Source organism: Ruegeria sp. AF3, from assembly GCF_056536285.1.
On sequence record NZ_JBQFJM010000004.1, the window covers coordinates 149446 to 165947 of the forward strand.

The 16502-nt window shown below is 56.2% G+C and carries 17 protein-coding genes and 3 pseudogenes; 8 read left to right on the forward strand and 12 right to left on the reverse strand.

Annotation, left to right across the window (positions count from 1 at the left end; all coding sequences use genetic code 11):
* Positions 1–5: 5 nt before the first annotated feature.
* The gene (locus ACR3FC_RS21695; protein ID WP_480478382.1) at positions 6–242 is read right to left on the reverse strand and encodes a glycine zipper domain-containing protein; all 237 of its coding nucleotides are present in this window, start codon (positions 240–242) and stop codon (positions 6–8) included.
* A 583-nt stretch (positions 243–825) separates the two neighbouring features.
* On the opposite strand from ACR3FC_RS21695, the gene ACR3FC_RS21700 reads away from it, so the two are divergent.
* From ACR3FC_RS21700 to ACR3FC_RS21710, 3 genes are read left to right on the forward strand one after another with little or no spacing between them, the layout of a single operon-like run.
* Positions 826–2454 (forward strand): Mu transposase C-terminal domain-containing protein, encoded by a 1629-nt coding sequence (locus ACR3FC_RS21700; RefSeq protein ID WP_480478613.1) that lies wholly within the window; start codon positions 826–828, stop codon positions 2452–2454.
* Positions 2432–3289 carry a TniB family NTP-binding protein gene (locus ACR3FC_RS21705; protein WP_480478388.1) on the forward strand — a complete coding sequence of 286 codons (858 nt, stop codon included), beginning with the start codon at positions 2432–2434 and terminating at the stop codon, positions 3287–3289. Before ACR3FC_RS21700 ends, ACR3FC_RS21705 begins: the two co-directional genes overlap by 23 nt.
* Positions 3286–4203, forward strand: coding sequence for a TniQ family protein (locus ACR3FC_RS21710; RefSeq protein ID WP_480478390.1), 918 nt, complete (start codon positions 3286–3288; stop codon positions 4201–4203). Before ACR3FC_RS21705 ends, ACR3FC_RS21710 begins: the two co-directional genes overlap by 4 nt.
* 209 nt (positions 4204–4412) lie before the next feature.
* Here ACR3FC_RS21710 and ACR3FC_RS21715 read toward each other — a convergent pair whose 3' ends face one another.
* From ACR3FC_RS21715 to ACR3FC_RS21730, 4 genes are all read right to left on the reverse strand, one after another.
* A complete protein-coding gene (locus tag ACR3FC_RS21715; RefSeq protein WP_480478392.1) occupies positions 4413–4757 on the reverse strand; it encodes a type II toxin-antitoxin system RelE/ParE family toxin in 345 nt (114 codons plus the stop codon).
* The gene (locus ACR3FC_RS21720; RefSeq protein WP_480478395.1) at positions 4747–5004 is read right to left on the reverse strand and encodes a ribbon-helix-helix domain-containing protein; all 258 of its coding nucleotides are present in this window, start codon (positions 5002–5004) and stop codon (positions 4747–4749) included. The genes ACR3FC_RS21715 and ACR3FC_RS21720 overlap by 11 nt, the downstream gene beginning before the upstream one ends.
* A gap of 217 nt (positions 5005–5221) precedes the next feature.
* Positions 5222–5698: a LuxR C-terminal-related transcriptional regulator gene (locus ACR3FC_RS21725; protein ID WP_480478615.1), complete on the reverse strand. Its 477-nt coding sequence runs from the start codon at positions 5696–5698 to the stop codon at positions 5222–5224.
* Positions 5699–5997: 299 nt separating this feature from the next.
* Positions 5998–6351 carry a hypothetical protein gene (locus tag ACR3FC_RS21730; protein WP_480478399.1) on the reverse strand — a complete coding sequence of 118 codons (354 nt, stop codon included), beginning with the start codon at positions 6349–6351 and terminating at the stop codon, positions 5998–6000.
* Positions 6352–6533: 182 nt separating this feature from the next.
* Here ACR3FC_RS21730 and ACR3FC_RS21735 point away from each other — a divergent pair, with 182 nt between their 5' ends.
* Positions 6534–7244, forward strand: a complete 711-nt coding sequence (locus ACR3FC_RS21735; protein WP_480478401.1) for an IS6 family transposase — start codon at positions 6534–6536, stop codon at positions 7242–7244.
* Positions 7245–7295: 51 nt separating this feature from the next.
* Here ACR3FC_RS21735 and ACR3FC_RS21740 read toward each other — a convergent pair.
* Positions 7296–7847, reverse strand: a pseudogene (locus ACR3FC_RS21740) (IS6 family transposase); the annotation flags it as partial.
* Positions 7848–8007: 160 nt separating this feature from the next.
* Between ACR3FC_RS21740 and ACR3FC_RS21745 the strand changes: the two are divergent.
* Complete coding sequence (locus tag ACR3FC_RS21745; protein ID WP_480478403.1) at positions 8008–8241, forward strand: type II toxin-antitoxin system CcdA family antitoxin; 234 nt, start codon at positions 8008–8010, stop codon at positions 8239–8241.
* Positions 8241–8540, forward strand: coding sequence for a CcdB family protein (locus ACR3FC_RS21750; RefSeq protein ID WP_480478405.1), 300 nt, complete (start codon positions 8241–8243; stop codon positions 8538–8540). Before ACR3FC_RS21745 ends, ACR3FC_RS21750 begins: the two co-directional genes overlap by 1 nt.
* 9 nt (positions 8541–8549) lie before the next feature.
* Here the strand turns inward: ACR3FC_RS21750 and ACR3FC_RS21755 are convergent, their stop codons facing one another.
* Positions 8550–9599: a Fic family protein gene (locus ACR3FC_RS21755; RefSeq protein ID WP_480478407.1), complete on the reverse strand. Its 1050-nt coding sequence runs from the start codon at positions 9597–9599 to the stop codon at positions 8550–8552.
* Positions 9600–9837: 238 nt separating this feature from the next.
* On the opposite strand from ACR3FC_RS21755, the pseudogene ACR3FC_RS21760 reads away from it, so the two are divergent.
* Together ACR3FC_RS21760 and ACR3FC_RS21765 are read left to right on the forward strand one after the other, a co-directional pair.
* Positions 9838–10145 (forward strand): annotated as a pseudogene (locus ACR3FC_RS21760) (ATP-binding protein); the annotation flags it as partial.
* A 344-nt stretch (positions 10146–10489) separates the two neighbouring features.
* Entirely contained in the window at positions 10490–12298 is a 1809-nt protein-coding gene (locus ACR3FC_RS21765; RefSeq protein WP_480478617.1) for a TPR end-of-group domain-containing protein, read from the forward strand.
* A 146-nt stretch (positions 12299–12444) separates the two neighbouring features.
* On the opposite strand, the pseudogene ACR3FC_RS21770 reads toward ACR3FC_RS21765, so the two are convergent.
* The 5 genes and pseudogenes from ACR3FC_RS21770 to ACR3FC_RS21790 form a co-directional block, all read right to left on the reverse strand.
* Positions 12445–12818 (reverse strand): annotated as a pseudogene (locus tag ACR3FC_RS21770) (IS6 family transposase); the annotation flags it as partial.
* A complete protein-coding gene (locus ACR3FC_RS21775) occupies positions 12812–13489 on the reverse strand; it encodes a pyridoxal phosphate-dependent decarboxylase family protein (protein ID WP_480478619.1) in 678 nt (225 codons plus the stop codon). The pseudogene ACR3FC_RS21770 and the gene ACR3FC_RS21775, both read right to left, overlap by 7 nt.
* 9 nt (positions 13490–13498) lie before the next feature.
* Entirely contained in the window at positions 13499–13717 is a 219-nt protein-coding gene (locus tag ACR3FC_RS21780) for a hypothetical protein (protein ID WP_480478621.1), read from the reverse strand.
* A gap of 420 nt (positions 13718–14137) precedes the next feature.
* Positions 14138–14785, reverse strand: a complete 648-nt coding sequence (locus ACR3FC_RS21785) for a tyrosine-type recombinase/integrase (RefSeq protein ID WP_480478649.1) — start codon at positions 14783–14785, stop codon at positions 14138–14140.
* Positions 14786–14895: 110 nt separating this feature from the next.
* Entirely contained in the window at positions 14896–16500 is a 1605-nt protein-coding gene (locus ACR3FC_RS21790) for an amidohydrolase (RefSeq protein ID WP_480478623.1), read from the reverse strand.
* Positions 16501–16502 lie beyond the last annotated feature (2 nt).

The following is a 16502-nucleotide window of genomic DNA, read 5'->3' on the forward strand; positions in this document are numbered from 1 at the left end:
TGGGTTCAGTGGTCCTTGTGATGGCTTTTACCGCCTTTGTTATTGTCGAAATCGTCGTGACGATCTTCAAAGTCGTTCTTTTGCACCGCACCAGCTACTGCCCCGACAGTGGCACCAACAACAGCGCCTTCTGCGGCGTCACCGCCAGTGGCTTCGGCAACGACTGCACCTGCAACAGCACCTCGGACAGCTTTTTCCGCGACAAAGTCGGCTTGTGCCGACAAAGGAAGTACCAGAAGCATTGTGGCGGAGAGAGTGGAAAGAAGAGTGAATTTAGTAGCGTTTGTCATGGTTCCAACCTTTCTGACTGTGGCGTCCTTCGTGTCCGCCTTCTGACACTCAATTTGAGGAAAGTCCGGTGGAATTCCTTGTGATATTGGGGCATGAATGTGTGATTATGGGACATCCAAAAACACTGAGCGTGTTGCGCTGCGGGGCGATACTTCACCTCTAACCACTGCACCAACAACGAATACTATATCTCGAGTATCGCTTGACCAATTGCTCAGCGGGTCATCAAGTATCTGATGCGAACTCGTGAAGAAGAAAACTGAGTTGGTCTGTCCGTATTTGCTGTCCAGTTCTTGCCTTCGTGGTCGTGAGGCAAGCACGGTCATCGAGGTTGATCTGGTATCGAAGTTGTTTTGGCATTACCTGTCACTGTACCCTAATTAATCAGAATCTTGTCTGAAATTGTCCTGCAAAATCAATGATAGTTTGTACTCTTAATTTTCATATTGTACCGCTAATTACCACACTGTACCCTTAATTGCCGTACTGTCGGAATTGTGGATATGTTTCGGCCTATTGGGGCGGGGGATTTGCGTGGTAAATGAGCGTCTTGCGAAACACCGTGCAGCGGTTCTTCGGCCGATCCTGGAGCTTGAGAAGAGAGGTGAGCCGATCAGCACGGCGATCGGAGATGCCGCTTGGGAACTGGGCTTGGCGAAAAGCCACACATGGTCGCTTTACCGGCGTCTGAGAGAGAACGATGCGCGTGCCACGGCGTTGGAGTTGGACCGTCGCGGGCCGAAACCAGGGTCGAAACGGATTGCCAAAGGCGTCGAAATCATCATCTATGAGAGCTTGCGAAAATACTATCTGATCCGTGAGCGTTCGAGCTTTCTTCGCATCTGGCGCGAGATTCGTGCCGAATGCGTGGCGAAGGGGTTTCAGCCCCCGACCCGTAGAACGGTCAAAGCCCGTCTAGATGCTATGGATCAGCGAGAGGTCTTCCGGAAACGGCGCGGGGCAGAGGAGGCTGACAAGGTCTTTGCTGCGCGTCCGGGCCGCCTTGCAGTTTCAGCCCCGCTGGAAGTCGTTCAGATCGATCATACGACTTCGGACATCACGTTGGTCGATCACGTCAATCGACAGCCACTTGCGCGCCCCTATCTGACGGTGGCCATCGATGTCGCGAGCCGGATCGTCCTCGGGGTCTATGTCTCTTTCGATGAGCCGTCTGTCTTGTCGATCGCCCTGTGTCTCAATCACTGTGTGCGCCGGAAATCGGTGCACGTCCCTGGAACAATGGAAGAGGTGGTTTGGCCGACGGCCGGAATCCCGACGGCGATCCACGTCGACAATGCCCAGGAGTTCCACAGCGACGCCTTCAGAATGGCCTGCGAAGATTGGGGCATTGCTATCGAGTATCGTCCGCTTGGCGGCAAACACTACGGCGGTCATGTCGAACGGCTGATCGGAACAACTATGGGGGCCGTTCATGTGCTGCCCGGGACAACGCAATCCTCAATCGTTGAGAAGGGCGACTATGACAGCAAGAAGCACGCGGCCCTGACACTGACCGAGTTCGAGGATTGGCTTCATCTGGAAATCTGCCGATACCACAATACGGTTCACGAAGCTCTCGGACGAACCCCAATCGCGGCATGGGCGGACATGGGCGGGGATACTGCGGGACGGCAGGTTGTCGATGTCGATGCCTTTAGGACAAGCTTCATGCCCTTCGAGTGGCGCCAGCTCGGGCGCACCGGGATCACGCTCTTCGGGGTCCATTACTGGAGTGATGTCTTTGCCTCGTTGGTCGGACGAGGGCAGGGCAAGGTACAGGTGAAATACGATCCGCGAGACTTATCGCAGGTCTGGGTCTTCACCGGTGATGGCCGCGTGATCCCGGCGCGCTACCGGGATCTCAGCCACCCGCGGGTATCGCTTTGGGAAAGTCGGCGGGCGCGGAAAGATTGGCAGGAAAAGCATGGTGGCCGGATCAACGAGCGGGTCCTATTCCAATTGATTGACGCGCAACGGCAGCTGGCTGAGGCGGCGCGCCAAAAAACTCGGATTGCCCAGTTAGAGAATGAAAGAGACGCGCGGCTACCCCGGCACCAACCGAGCCGTGATCCGTCGCGCGAAATGTTCGCGATTGATACAGGCAACCCTGATCTGCCTACCTATGAGATTGATGAGATTAATGACCTCAGAAGAAAGAATTGACCGTATCCGCGGCGACCATTGGGTCGCGTTTGACCGTGCCACCGTCGTTCTCAACAGATTGACATCCCTGATGGAAATGCCACAGCAAAGCCGGATGCCAGGGCTGATGGTTTATGGAAGTTCCGGCATCGGAAAGACGATGATCGCCAAGCGGATGGCGAGCAAATTTCCAACGCAGTACAACGCTGAACTGGGTATCACGAAAACACCCATCCTGCTGGTTCAGGCCCCGCCGGCCCCGGACGAACGACGGTTCTATCAACACATCCTGGCGACGATCGGGGCGCCTATGTGGGGTCGGCATACCGTGTCCGAGCTCGAGGTGCGCGCGCTCAGTCATCTTCGGGACATGGACCTTAGGATGCTTATGATCGACGAAGTGCATAACCTGCTTGCTGGCAGCTACCGTGAGCAACGCCGTTTCCTGAACATGCTCCGGTTCCTCGCCAACGATCTCTGCGCCTCGCTCGTCGTCTTCGGTGTGAACGAAGCCCTGGAGGCGGTTCGAGGAGACGATCAATTGGCCCGACGTTTGGACGAACACTACCTGCCGCTCTGGGAAGACGATGTGGAGTTCTCTCGACTGATCCAGACGTTGATCGCGGCGATGGCGCTTGAGCAACGCTCAGGCCTTACGGTGGCGTCGCTTCGGACGATCCTGAAAGTGACCGGTGGCGTCACCTCGCGCGTGTTTATCATGATCAAATCCCTGGCTATCGATGCAATCGAGACCGGAGAAGAGCGGATCACGGACGAAGCGGTTCATGCCTGGCGACCGGTTTGGACGAAGCATGCCTGGAACATTCCTCGACAGCCCGCCGCTGCATTCGGGTGACCGTCAGACCGCTACCGTTTCGACCGCCACCTATGCGTGATGAGCTTCTGTCGAGCTGGATGGGTCGCTTGGCGAAGGCCAATCATTGTTCGGTTGAAGAGCTTTGTGGCTATCTGGGTTTGGGGCAGGGCAGGGTGCCGGAATGTGCAAGCGACCTGCGGATGGCGAACTGGGCCATGCTATGCGGGGCGGTTCAGCGGTCCCCGGATGAAATCGTCAGCATGGCTCTTCCGGATTCAATGCATCATGACGTGCAATACGTGTCCCGGCATGACTTCCAATATTGCCCGGGGTGTGTTGCTAAATCACCCGATTTGGTGCTTCGCCATTGGCGCTTGGCATGGTCGATGACCTGTGAAATCTGCGGCCAGGTCCTGGCAGCAAAGTATCCAGCCAATGATGTATCAAGCAGACTTCATGCCCGCGCTTTGCGCGGCGCGGAAGTTCTGAAGACGGCTGCTATAACGACCGATCTCGCGCGGTTGCGCCGGATCAGTCTGACCCTGCAAGTCATGTCGGTGCTGAAGATCGGGCGTCTTTGGTCGCTCACCTCCGGGAACAAGCGCGATAGGCTACTGGCGCTTGCTGCGGTCGGTATTGGCACGACCCGTCCCTTGTTGGGTGCCGCCATCATATTGCGAGGAAACGACCGGGTGGCCCTGGAGTTGAGCCGCGTCTTTCCTGAACATCGTCAGATGATCGAGCGGATCCGTGGATTGTCGCAGGACCTCAGTCGACCGCTTCCTGGTCTGGGTGAAACAGGGCATCCAACCGGGCATGAAACACATGGATTGTGCCGCCCAAGAGTGTCGGAGAGCGCTTTGCAGGCCGCTCGTCAGGCCATCTCAGAGCTCGGAGCAGACGCAAATCGTCAAGCGCTTCTGACGCGCGCCGATGCACTTTGGAAGCGCTAAAGTGGGGTCAAGTCATAAGCCCCTGAACCTGTGGATATATTGCAATTAAGGGTACAAAAACGCCCCATAACACCGTGAATCCGCTAATTCTGATTTATTAGGGTACAGTGACAACTATGGCCGAGGATTGCTGCACAAGAAGTTGTTATGTGGTGTTTTATGCTCAAGGCTTTCAAGATTCTCGTAGCCACCCCATGACCGGGTTCGTGTTAGGACAATAATCGCAGCAAAATATGTGCATCGTGGTTTTGGCCGCTATAGAAGACAGCGAGCACCCGAACGACCTGTTCATAATCGTCGACGTCAAAATAGATGATCGCTTTGTTCTTGGTTACATTCCGAATGCTATTGCCGAGATGTGGTCTTAAGGTGCCTTGATGTGGAACTTTGGCCAGGCCTTCGAGGCTCTCCTGAATCTCGATGACGCGATTTTCAGCGCGCAGAAATGCGGTCTCTGAGTTTTCACCAAAGTGCTCAGCTGCTTCAACAAGATAGTCAAATATGAGATCGAGATCTGCGGTGACTTCTTCGGCGCGAACGACTTTATAGACCACGCTCTGCTCGCTTGCGTGCGATCATGTCTGCGGTGCGCTTTTCGCCCTCTTCGAGAGTAATGAAGGTTCCGTTTCGACGCTGATCCAGCAGCTCTCGCAGTGCATCCGTGTTTTGCGATTGCTCGCGCATCAGTTCAAGCCCATGCTGAAGCACGGCGGACAGGCTAGCGTAATGACCCTGGGCGACCAGATTCCGTGCGTAGGCATCTTGTGACTCCGTCAGGGATATTGATGCTTTGACGCTCATATCAAACCTCATTACTACTACTGAGTAGTATAATCTGCTGCATACAACTGTCAATATTGGGCGTGCACGGACGTGTTTTATTGGCATATCTATGTGGAAAGAAACTTCCCTGCATATCCCGCTCTATCGAAGTGCCACGCCAACGCCGTTCAAAGGTATCTTATCCACACGCTCTGATCCCAGTTGAGCCCGAGTTTTTCAAAAATCTCTTCAGCGTTCAAATTGAAGTCCTTGGCACGGTTTTGGACCTGAACCGCCTGAAAGCTCTCAGGTTCCGCACAGTTCGGCCTTCTTCGAAGGTGATCAACTCGTGTGATCTGCCAGACCAACGGACGATCCCGCCACAAAGGATCTGTCGTTCGACATCAACCAGTTCAGCGACGGGATCCGCAAAGAAGTCGGTCCATTTGAGAAGACCCGCACTCACTGCCCGAGCGACTGCTTGTTCGATGGTGCGGCTTTTGAGCTTGGTTTCAATCGAAGCAATCAGCGCATCCACCGTTCGGGACGAAAAGCCCGTCTGACTGGCGATGACGGGTGGAATCAAGCCTGATGCAAGCATCTTCAGCACATCCATCTCCTGATCAGAGAGCGCATCCGAACGAAAGGTAAAACTCGTGCCAATGACATCGAGCGCGAGCAGATGCAGGATCTGTGCTTCATGACGCAGGGCAGGGAGGATTCTTGCTACCAAAGCGTCCCACTCGAAGCGGGTTCAAAACTTTGCAACAGAACCCAGAGATCGCGCGGCGAGGCTCAGATCGGGCGCTACAAACAGGTCATCGGGCTGGAACTTCGCAGCCGCAACATGGAGACCCAGACAACCGAAGCCCGCATCGCTGTCAAAGCCCTCAACCGCATGACCCGTCTAGGTCGTGCGACCTATGAACGTGTCGCATAACGAACCGGGGAAAGGGGCAAATGCGGCCCAAGCGCTATTCGTGCAACGCGGTCCCCCTCATCCACCTTTTCCTTTACTCTTTCCCATACCGGTCATTCTCCGGACGGTGGCACCTCGGCCCATACCAGATATCGGTACTCGCCGCCCTCGCTCAACGCGCGCTGCACGATGTCGCGGATATTTGCGGCAGATCGCTTCGGATCGATAAAGATCTGCCATTGCCTTTCGTAGCCTGGGGTCTCGTTCGCCAGGAAGTCGTACTCGAAAGCACGCCCTGGCCCTTGGCCCTCGAGCCGCACAACCTCCAGTCTGGCTACGCTATAGCCCCGAGATGCTATGTATTCGTTGAATTCAAGCATCTTGCTAGAAGGCTCGACGTACACGAAGGCCCCCGTTTCGAGCTTGTCCAGCATTTCGTCAAACTCATTTTGCATATTCACTTTCATTCCAACGGCCTGATGATCGGGTCAGGTTCATTTTCTCTGTCCCGAAGAGGACGGTTCCTATTGCTTACGGCGACGACGTGCCCTTCCGGACCCAAGAGTACCCAGTGCCCGTCCTGTCCAGTCAGCAAGGTCATGGGTATTGCCAAGTTGTCTGGCATTTCGACGACGACTAAATGCAATGAATGAACATTCCATCCAGCATGCCGCGCCTGAAGGGCTTTCGCTACCCTCGTGAGGTCATTGCCTACGCGGTTTGGGCATACCATCGGTTTGCCTTGAGCACTGCGGATGTCGAAGATCTCTTAGCGGAACGGGGTGTCATCGTGAGCCGAGAAACCATTCGGCTCTGGGTTAATCGGTTCGGCGCGCATTTTGCCGCCTGCATCCGGCGCGATCGCCCTAAGCCAAACGACAAATGGCACATGGACGTGGTTGTCATCACAATCCGCGGCAAGAAGCACTGGTTGTGGCGGGCCATCGACGCGAACGGCGACGTTCTCGATATCCTCGTGCAAACGCGGCGAAATGCAAAGGCGGCCAAGCGGTTTTTCAAAAGATTGGTCGCTCAGTTTGGTGAGCCAAGGGTCGTGATCACAGACAAGTTGCGCAGCTACATCAAGCCCGTCAGCACCTTGGCACCACAGGCCGACCACCGGGCCCACAAAGGGTTGAATAATGCGATCGAAGTTTCGCACAGAATGACCCGTAAGCGGGAGAAGTTGTTTGGTCGGTTCAAGTCACACCGACAAGCTCAGAGGTTTCTGTCCGCGCATGACCAGATCAACCTGATATACCGTCCCCGCCGCTATCAACTCACCGCCATCTCTTACCGCCATGCCCGCAACGATGCGTTCAGTCTCTGGGCCGCTTACACCGCCGAAATGGCAGCATAACCCTACTTTTTCCAATGCTTCACAATCGGCCGGCAACAACTTGGCAATACCGAACCGGCCCATAAGCTTCTCTCGCTTCCGGGTTGGTCGGTGCGAGCCCTCAATACGATTATTCAGGCCCTTGTGAGCCCGGTGATCTGCGTCAGGAGCCAGCTGACGGATCGGCTTGATGTAACTGCGTAATTTGTCTGTGACGATAACGCGGGGCTGGCCAAACCGGGCGGTCAACTGTTTCAGAAACCGCTTGGCCGCCTTGGCGTTTCGCCTTGGTTGGACCAGAATGTCGAGCACATCGCCGTTCCCGTCCACGGCCCGCCATAACCACATCTTGACGCCGTTGATCGGGACGACGACTTCATCGAGGTGCCATTTGTCTGCCGCTGCGGGCCGGTCACGCTTGATACAATGTGCGAAATGCCGACCAAACCGGTTGACCCATTTGCGTATGGTCTCACGGCTGACCATCACATTCCGCTCGGCGAGCAGATCTTCAACATCAGCGGCACTGAGTGCGAACCGATGGTATGCCCAAACGGCGTAGGCGACGACTTCACGGGGAAAACGGTAGCCCTTCAGGCGTGGCATCTCAGCTGGTATATTCATGGAGACCGGCTAAACAGCCTCAGGTACGACTGCAAGTTGGCAATCCCGGTGACATTTCTACTTTGCGCAGCCGGTGACATTTCTACTTGGTTGCAACAGACATGCGCATACTTGACGCACATTGATTCTATGCATAATCTCCTTACTTAAGGAGATCATCATGCCCCCTGCACCGGTCAGAAAACCTACAAACCTGACGCTCGACAGCGATCTGCTGTCGGATGCCAAGGCTCTGAATGTGAATCTGTCTCGCGCCGCGGAAGAAGGTGTGCGCGCAGCAGTTACCAAAGCACGTGAGGAACAATGGCGGGCGGCGAATGCAGCAGCACTCGAAAGCTCAAATGCGTTTGTCGACAAACACGGCTTGCCGCTTGATCGGAACCGCCAGTTCTGATGGCAAAGTTCGACGTCTATTCCGGCTCCGATAACGATACACTTCTGCTCGATGTCCAGGCAGATTTACTCGATGCCCTGAACACGCGCATGGTCGTACCCCTGATGGCTGTAAGTAAGGCGCCGATACCGGCAAAGCGGCTGAACCCGGTATTCGCGATCGATGGCGCCGAATATGTCATGGTGACGCAGTTCATGGCGGCTGTTCCCAGATCGATCCTGCGAGAACCCGTCACCAACCTGAACAGCAGTTTCGAGGACATCACGTCGGCGATCGATATGCTGACGCAGGGGTTCTGAGGCCGGTTGCTACCGAACCGAATACCAGGCGCCCCGAGCCTGGCCGTGAAGCTCCAGATGGCCGTCATGCACAAGCGCGCGAAAATGCTGTTTGAGCGTATTCCGGTTGGCGCCTGTAAGCTTTACAGCCTCCGCCATTGTCAGACGCCCGTGTTCCCGCGTCAGTTCGTAGAGTTTCGCTGCCAGTTCCGGCATGGCACCCATCATCAGCTTTTCTCGTTCAACGCGGATCCTGAGGCGCAACATTTGCTTTTGCAGGGCGTTCAGGAAAAACTCCAGCCACGGCGTCCAATCGGGCTCAGCGCTTCGGATTGTGCCCTGGGTTTGCCGCAGCGCCAGATAGTAACCTTCCTTGCTTTGCTCGATCACGCTTTCGAGGGAGCTATACGGCACATAGGCGTACCCTGCCCTGAGCAGCAACAGCGTGGTCAAGACCCGGCTGAGCCTGCCGTTCCCATCCTGGAACGGATGTATCTCCAGGAACACCACGACAAATATCCCGATCGCGATCAGAGGATGCATGTCCCGTTTCTGGACGGCATCACTGTACCAGCTGATGAGTTCCGTCATCAGCCGGGGTGTGTCAAACGGTGTCGCCGTTTCAAACACAATCCCGATCTGTGCGCCGGTGTCGTCAAACGCGGCGACACTGTTGGAGGAGGTTTTATAGGCCCCCCGATGGCGCTCATCCTTGTCGCTGTGCTTCAGGAGGTCCCGGTGAAGCTGAAAGATGTGGTTTTCGGATATGGTGATGTGGTCCCACGCCTCGAACACCGTTTCCATCACTTCTGAGTATCCGACGACTTCCTGTTCATCCCTTGTGTCGAAGGTTTTGATTTCCAGGTTGGACAGAAGCCGCTGGACTTCCTGATCGGAAAGCTTGCTGCCCTCAATCCGGGTGGACGAACCGATGCTCTCAATGGTTGCGACCCGTCTCAGCGCCGCCAGCCGTTCCGGCGCCAATGTGCCAAGGGCTTGCCAGGCGCCTTTGAACTCGTCGATTTCCGAGATTCTGGCAAGGATTGTTGAGGTGATAACCAGTGTGTCAGTTCTGAACATACCCAAAATAACACCCATTTACACCCATTTGTCAACCCACTTCTACACCCATTTACACCCAAAAAGCTTTCGCCGATTTTCTAAATCAATACTGCCTCTAGCAGGCATTCAATATTTCACCACCTCAGACCCATGGTTCCCCTCGTTATCGGTCCATTCTACACCAACTGCTCTCGTATAACTGCCTCGCTGGCATGCCCTGGAATGAATAACCCGGCTTGGCACTGAATCTGGACTAGATGACCGCCGCCTGCAACGCCTGCAAAAACAACTGGCAGCACAGGACCTGCTGATCATCGACGAACTTGGTTTTGTGTCGTTGTCAAAGACCGGGGCGGAATTGCTGTTCGAGGTCATCAGCCAACGCTATGAGCGCGGCTGGATCCTGACACCTCGAACCTGCCCTTCGATGAATGGACCAAAACATTCGGATCGGAGCGCCTCACTGGTGCCTTGCTCGACCGGTAGACCCACCACGTCAGCATTCTGGAGATGAACAGAGAAAGCTATCGCTTGGCACAGAGCAGGGCCCGGCAGAACTCCTAAGGCACAGAAGAGATTGGTCCTGACGGACCAAGACGCCTTGGCAACCGCCAGCTATTTGGGAGCGCGTTTGCCAAGGCGCCGGTCACCCAAACAGTGGACGACTTTTGCTCCGCCCAATGGCAGACTTTCTCACCGCCGTTGACACAGCGAATGTCTCCTCTGACGGGCTGCACCGCCACCGAGGTCGGCTTTTGAGCCCAATTGGGACCGTGCAAATAAGGTTTTCCTGACATTTTTCTTCTGGTTCTGGACCGATTGCGCTCTGCAATTTAGGCTCCGCTTTGTATGGATGCCAAGCATAGGAAATTGATCGGTCATAAGTGGAACGACGGCTGTCAGCAATCATGGTAACTGACGTGGTTGGCTTTAGCCGCCTGATGCGGGCCAATGAGATTGCCACGCTGCAGGCTTTGAAGAGTCACCTCGACGATGTAGTCGAAGGCCAAGTTAGGGAGCATGCCGGGCGGGTCGTCAAAAGTACCGGCGATGGCTTCATTGCCGAGTTTCCGAGCGTCGTCAACGCAGCAACCTGTGGTGCCGAAATACAATCTCGTATGCGCACCCGCAATCTCGACATTCCCATCGACAGGCGGATCGAGTTCCGGATTGGCATTAATGTCGGAGACATCATTCATGATGGCGATGATGTCTTCGGCGATGGCGTCAATATTGCAGCCAGGATCGAATCTTTGGCACGCCCCGGTGGCATAGCTGTGAGCGCGCCTACGCGTGCTCAGATCAGCGTGGATTCAGGGCTTCGCTTCGAAGATGGTGGGGAACATATCTTAAAGAACATCGATCAGCCTTTACAGGTGTTTCATCTAGCCAGCAGCGGCGCACAGGAACTTCCAGCAGATGCACCGCTGCAACGCAACAAATCAGTTGCGGTGCTGCCACTGATAAATCTGAGCGAAGACCGGGAACAGGACTATTTTGCCGACGGGATCACCGAAGACCTGATCGTGGATTTGTCAAAGATTTCCGCCTTGTTCGTGGTCGGGCGCAATGCTGTGTTTGCCTACAAGGGCAAATCGGGCAACTCCTCGCAGATAGCACGCGAACTGGGCGTACGATACCTGCTTGAAGGCAGTGTGAGACGCGCTGGCAAACGCGTGCGCGTGACGGCGCAGCTGATTGACGGCACGACGGGGGGGCATGTCTGGGCTGACCGTTACGACCGCGACCTGGAAGACATTTTCGAGGTGCAGGACGAAATCACGCGAACTATCGTCGATCAGTTGCGCATCGAGCTGAATGTGTCGGAAGAACGTTCCATCGCTGCGGCTCCAACTCGCGATGTCGACGCCTATAGCTACTACCTGAAGGGCAGACACTTCTACCATCTGCGGATGCATGACTACATGGCGCGCGCGCGCGCCATGTTTGAGGAAGCTGTAAAGCTCGACCCCACATTTGCGCGCGCCTATGCGGGCATCGCGGACTGCGACTCCTGGTCAACAAGTTGGTTGGGCGCAGGCATCGATCGCGACGCGATACTTGCCTCAGCCGAAAAGGCCATCGAACTTGAACCGAACCTAGCCGAAGCGCATGCTGCCAAGGGGCAGGCCCTGTTGGGAGCGGGACAGGAAAGCGCAGCGCGTGCTTCGATGGAACATGCGCTTACTGTCGATCCGTTGTGTTATGAGGCACATTACTACTACGCGCGTTACTGCTGGACATCCGGAGACACTGAGAAAGCCAAACTCCACTTCATCCGCGCGCTTGAAATTCGGCCAGATGATTACCGCTCACCACTACTCCTTAACATGATCCTGACTAGGTTAGGTGAAAAGAAGACAGGGAGGGATTATGTCGATCTAGGCTTGCGCAGGGCAGAAATTGCCGCCGATCTGTATCCTGACAATCCTGACCCGCTCGAACTTGGCGCGTCGATACTCGCCCAGCGAGGCGAGTTTGACCGCGCGCGGGAATGGTTGGACCGCGCATTGCGAATACGGGGCGGAAGTGACGGTGGTAGTTTCAACATTGCTTGTGTCTATTCGCTTTTGGGCGATACGGATCTGGCTCTGAATGTGCTCGAACGTACTGCCAAAGATGCAGGACCTGACGTGCTTCAATGGCTATCGGTCGATCCGGATCTTGATGCGATCCGCGACCATCCCCGCTTCAGGGAGTTGATAAAACAAGACTAGCCTACATGAGAAACTTACTCGTAGCTGTGCTAACATTGCTGCTCTAGATGCCTTCGATCAGTGGCGGAGCTACGCACTTGACATGACCGCGTGATCGTACCCGCATCAGACTTTTGCAATCAGTGCAGAATAAGTTGGCAATCCCGTTTCCTGAAAAAGCGCTTTGCGGCAGCTTTGTTCCGGCGGGATTGAATCAAAACGTCCAGAAGTCACCGTTGGCATCAACCGCGCGCCAGAGCCAGTGTTTACGCCCCAAGATTGGCACCACGACCTCATCGAGATGCCATTTGCCCGCAGGACGCGGTCGATCCCGTCGGACCTTTACGGCAAACTGAGCCCCAAAGCGTGCCACCCAGTCCCGGACAGTTTCGTAAGAAACCGCGATCCCGCGAGAGGCCAAAAGATCCTCAACATCACGCAGGATGAGTGCAAACCGATGGTACGCCCAGACCGCGTAGCCAATGACCGAGCGCGGGAAACGAAAACCTTTGAGGCGGGAAAGATCACACAGATTCAACATGGCAGCGCGCTACAACGACCAGACCGCTTCAACAACCTGGCAATGCCTCTTGCACGCCGGGATAGCTCCGGCGTTGAATCACTTGGTTCCCAATGCTCTGTTGTTTCCGGGAGATAGGCGCCGCGGGCAGACATTGACGCAACGAGCGGCGCCCGGTCGCGCACGATAACCATGCCTGCATCGAATGGAGCATTAAGCCACTTGTGCAGGTCAATCGCCCAACTGTCCGCTTCAGCAACCCGCTCCAACCGGTTTGCCAGTTCGGGTACAGCAGCGAGCCAGAGCCCGAAAGCACCATCCACATGAACCCAGCCGTTCCGCTCGCGCACCATTGGGATGAGCTCGGCAAACGGGTCGAAGGCGCCGGTGTTTATTTGACCTGCCTGCAGGATGACAAGCGGCGGGCTGCTGCAGCTGTCCAGGGCAGCCCGGAACGCATCCGGCTTTATCCTCCCTTCGCCGTCCGCCGCGACGATGTTTGTCCGGCCCGCGCCAAAGCCAGCATAACGCAGGGCAGCGAATGGGGCGGAATGCGCATCCTGCCCGATCAAAACGGGAATCTCGGGTGCCGAAAACAGCCCGTCAGCTTCAACATTCCACCCCTGGGCAGCCAGCAGCGCATTGCGTGCGGCCATGACGCCAACCATGTTTGCCACTGTGCCGCCGGTCACAAGACCGGCTCAGCTTTCGGGCGGCAGTGACAGCAACTCTATTACCCAGTTGCAAACAGCGCGCTCCATTCCGGTTATTGCGGGCGTTTCAAAAGATGAGCCCGCGTTCTGCCCCCAGGCTGATACCAGAATGTCGGCAGCTACACCGACGGGATGCGACGCGCCGAGGACATAGCCGAAGAAGGTCGGCCCCGCCATTTTGTGCAGACCGCCTTCAGAAAGTTGCACGATGTCCCCGATTACCTCACTTTCCGGCACCCCGTTTCAGGAAGAGGGCCCAAAAGCGGCTGGCAGCTTCACCAAGTCCCAAGACAGGCCGGGCCGGCCCATTTGGCAGTTCCTCGCGGTAGGTTTTGGCTGCCTTGAAGGCTGCCTCTAAAGCTTGCGCCTGCCCTTCACTCAAACCTCGCCGCACTCGTCCCATCTCAAATACCCGCTACCAGAATACTATCCGTGGGAAGGTAACATGGATTGCACCGGAATGCCTTTGTTTACATGTGGCCAAAGAGCGTTTCGTACCGGCCGAGGCATTGGTTGGATAGAAATGCTGCATCTGGTTGCTAATGGCCGCTTTGGCGACCGCTGCATGCGGCGGCGGGTTGTGAAGAATGTCGGCTAAGGGCCGCCAGCGAAGACGGCCCGAAGTTGTTAGATTTCAATGGCCTCAGCGATTGCTAGCGCGTCTTCAAGTTCGACGCCCAGGTACCGGACAGTGCTGTCCATCTTGGGGTGCCCAAGCAGAAGCTGAACCGCCCGCAAGTTGCCGGTCTTCTTGTAGATCTGGGTCACCTTTGTCCGCCTCATCGAATGCGTGCCGTAGGCACTCGCCTCTAATCCGATCGAAGTGACCCAATCGCGGACGATCCGTGCATACTGGCGAGTCGAGATATGAAGACGTTCATGGAAGCGGCCGGGCCAAAGGTACTCTGAGCCGATCATGAGTTCATCCTCCATCCACTTCTCGACCGAGGCTCTTGTGCCTTCCGAAATCTCGAAACGCACTGGTTTCTGCGTCTTGCTTTGCAAAACGGAAGCCCGTTCTTTGATCTGGCCAGATGCCATGACATCGACGACTTTCATCTTCACCAGGTCACAACCGCGCAGCTTGCTGTCGATCGCCATGTTGAACAATGCTAGGTCGCGATGGTTTTCGGCCAGTTCAAGCCGAACCCGGATCGCCCAGACATGCTTTGGCTTCAGCGGTCGTTTCTGACCGACGATGCGGCCCTTGTTCCAGGCAGGGCGCAGGGCGCGGATTGCAGGTAGATTTGGTGTTTCCGTGACTGATCCTCCGATCCGCCATGCCCTCCCACAACGACAACCCGACGTTGACGGGGGATTTAATCACGAGTGAATGCGGCACTCGAAGTTTGCTTTGGCAAGGCTGCCAGAATGCCGGCGAGTGATCATGGACCGTACACCACTTCGCCTCGGCGAACCGTCATCGCCACGCTTAGATCCACTAGGTTGTCTGGAACTGCAATGGGATTGTCCGACAGCACTGCAAGGTCGGCGGCTTTGCCCGGTTCGATCGAACCTCGACGGTCCTCTTGGAATACCTGCCAGGCAGCGTCGATTGTTTGTGCCCGTAAAGCAGAAAGGACGCTAATCTTCTGGTCCTCCCCTAATATCCGTCCGCTTGATGTGGTTCGGTTGACGGCGCAATGGGCTAGATGAAGCGGTCTTGTGGGGGTGACGGAGGCGTCGTTGTGAAGCGTGTAGCGGACGCCAAAACGCTCGGCCGACGCGGCCGGAGACAATCGGTCGGCGCGCTCTGGCCCCAGGAAAGTGCTGTGATGCCGGTCACCCCAGAAATGAATATGGGCGGAGAAGAAACTGACGGTTATACCAAGATCCGCCATGCGTTTCAGCTGATCGTCGCGCAGTGTTTGCCCGTGGATGATCGTGTGTCGGTGATCCGCGCGCGGGTTGTGATCCAGGGCGGCGGCCACGGCATCTATAAACATGTCGGCCCCTGCATCGCCGTTGCAATGGCAATGTATCTGGTGGCCGAGGTTGTGCAGTTTTCTGACTTCGCGGCGGTGATCCTCTTCTGCAACATAGGGCATGCCGCAGGGATTTCTCCGGTCGATTGGCCGATGATATGGCTGCGAAAGAAAGGCTGTTTGAAGCTGGAAGGCTCCATCGGTGAAGAGCTTGCGCGGCCCAAGCGTGAAATGGGGATTTCCTGGCCATTCCAGCGTCTCCGACAAGTCCGGTTCTAGCTCCCCGATGGGCAACAGCATCAAGCCGATACCGGGGTCTTGGTCTTTTGAGAGCGACGCAAAATGGTCCAACATAACGCGCGATGTCCATGCGTTCTGCGCGTAAGTCACACCATGCATAAGGTATTCATCGCGACAGGACGCAAATCCTTCCCAGAATCTCTTGCGGTCGATCAGGAAGTCGGTGTCGCCCATTTCCCCCATAGCGGAAAGACCCTCGATGAGACCGGTAAGTTCCCCGTCTTCAGCACGGCCAAAGCGCCCACCCAAAGGATCGGGCGTATCGCGGCTGATGCCCCTCCGGGCGAGGGCGACGGAATTCGCGACACCGTTATGGCCTGAAGCGTGCAGCACCCAGACCGGGTGTTCTGTCGACACGCTGTCCAATTCTGCCCGCGCCGGCATTCGGCCTTCCGCAACCGCCGTGTTGTCGAACAGCACGCCCATGACCCATTCACCTTTGGGCGTCTCACTGGCTTTGGCGCGCAGACGTTCCAGCGCTTCGCCCATGTCTGTGCAATTGCCACGCGGAGGCGCGGCGAGATCGACACGGAACAAGGCGATGAAGCCCGGGTCAGGAAAGTGCCCGTGTGGGTCGATGAAAGCAGGGATAAGTGTCTGACCTTGCAGGTCATGAAGCCGCGTGCCTTGGGGCATCTGCGCCCGCAAGGCAGCCTCAGCGCCGACGGATTTGATCGTTTCGCCAACTGTCAGCACCGCCTCTGGCTCCGAGTTGGTCGCATCCATCGTCAGGATGGTGCCGTTGAAGTAAAGCGTTGCCTGCATTG

Coding starts and splice junctions, on each gene's coding strand:
- ACR3FC_RS21695 (WP_480478382.1), bottom strand. CDS start 242: ATGCTTCTGGTACTTCCTTTGTCGGCACAAGCCGACTTTGTCGCGGAA.
- ACR3FC_RS21705 (WP_480478388.1), top strand. CDS start 2,432: ATGACCTCAGAAGAAAGAATTGACCGTATCCGCGGCGACCATTGGGTC.
- ACR3FC_RS21720 (WP_480478395.1), bottom strand. CDS start 5,004: ATGAGCGTCAAAGCATCAATATCCCTGACGGAGTCACAAGATGCCTAC.
- ACR3FC_RS21730 (WP_480478399.1), bottom strand. CDS start 6,351: ATGAAAGTGAATATGCAAAATGAGTTTGACGAAATGCTGGACAAGCTC.
- ACR3FC_RS21735 (WP_480478401.1), top strand. CDS start 6,534: ATGAACATTCCATCCAGCATGCCGCGCCTGAAGGGCTTTCGCTACCCT.
- ACR3FC_RS21745 (WP_480478403.1), top strand. CDS start 8,008: ATGCCCCCTGCACCGGTCAGAAAACCTACAAACCTGACGCTCGACAGC.
- ACR3FC_RS21750 (WP_480478405.1), top strand. CDS start 8,241: ATGGCAAAGTTCGACGTCTATTCCGGCTCCGATAACGATACACTTCTG.
- ACR3FC_RS21755 (WP_480478407.1), bottom strand. CDS start 9,599: ATGTTCAGAACTGACACACTGGTTATCACCTCAACAATCCTTGCCAGA.
- ACR3FC_RS21765 (WP_480478617.1), top strand. CDS start 10,490: ATGGTAACTGACGTGGTTGGCTTTAGCCGCCTGATGCGGGCCAATGAG.
- ACR3FC_RS21790 (WP_480478623.1), bottom strand. CDS start 16,500: ATGCAGGCAACGCTTTACTTCAACGGCACCATCCTGACGATGGATGCG.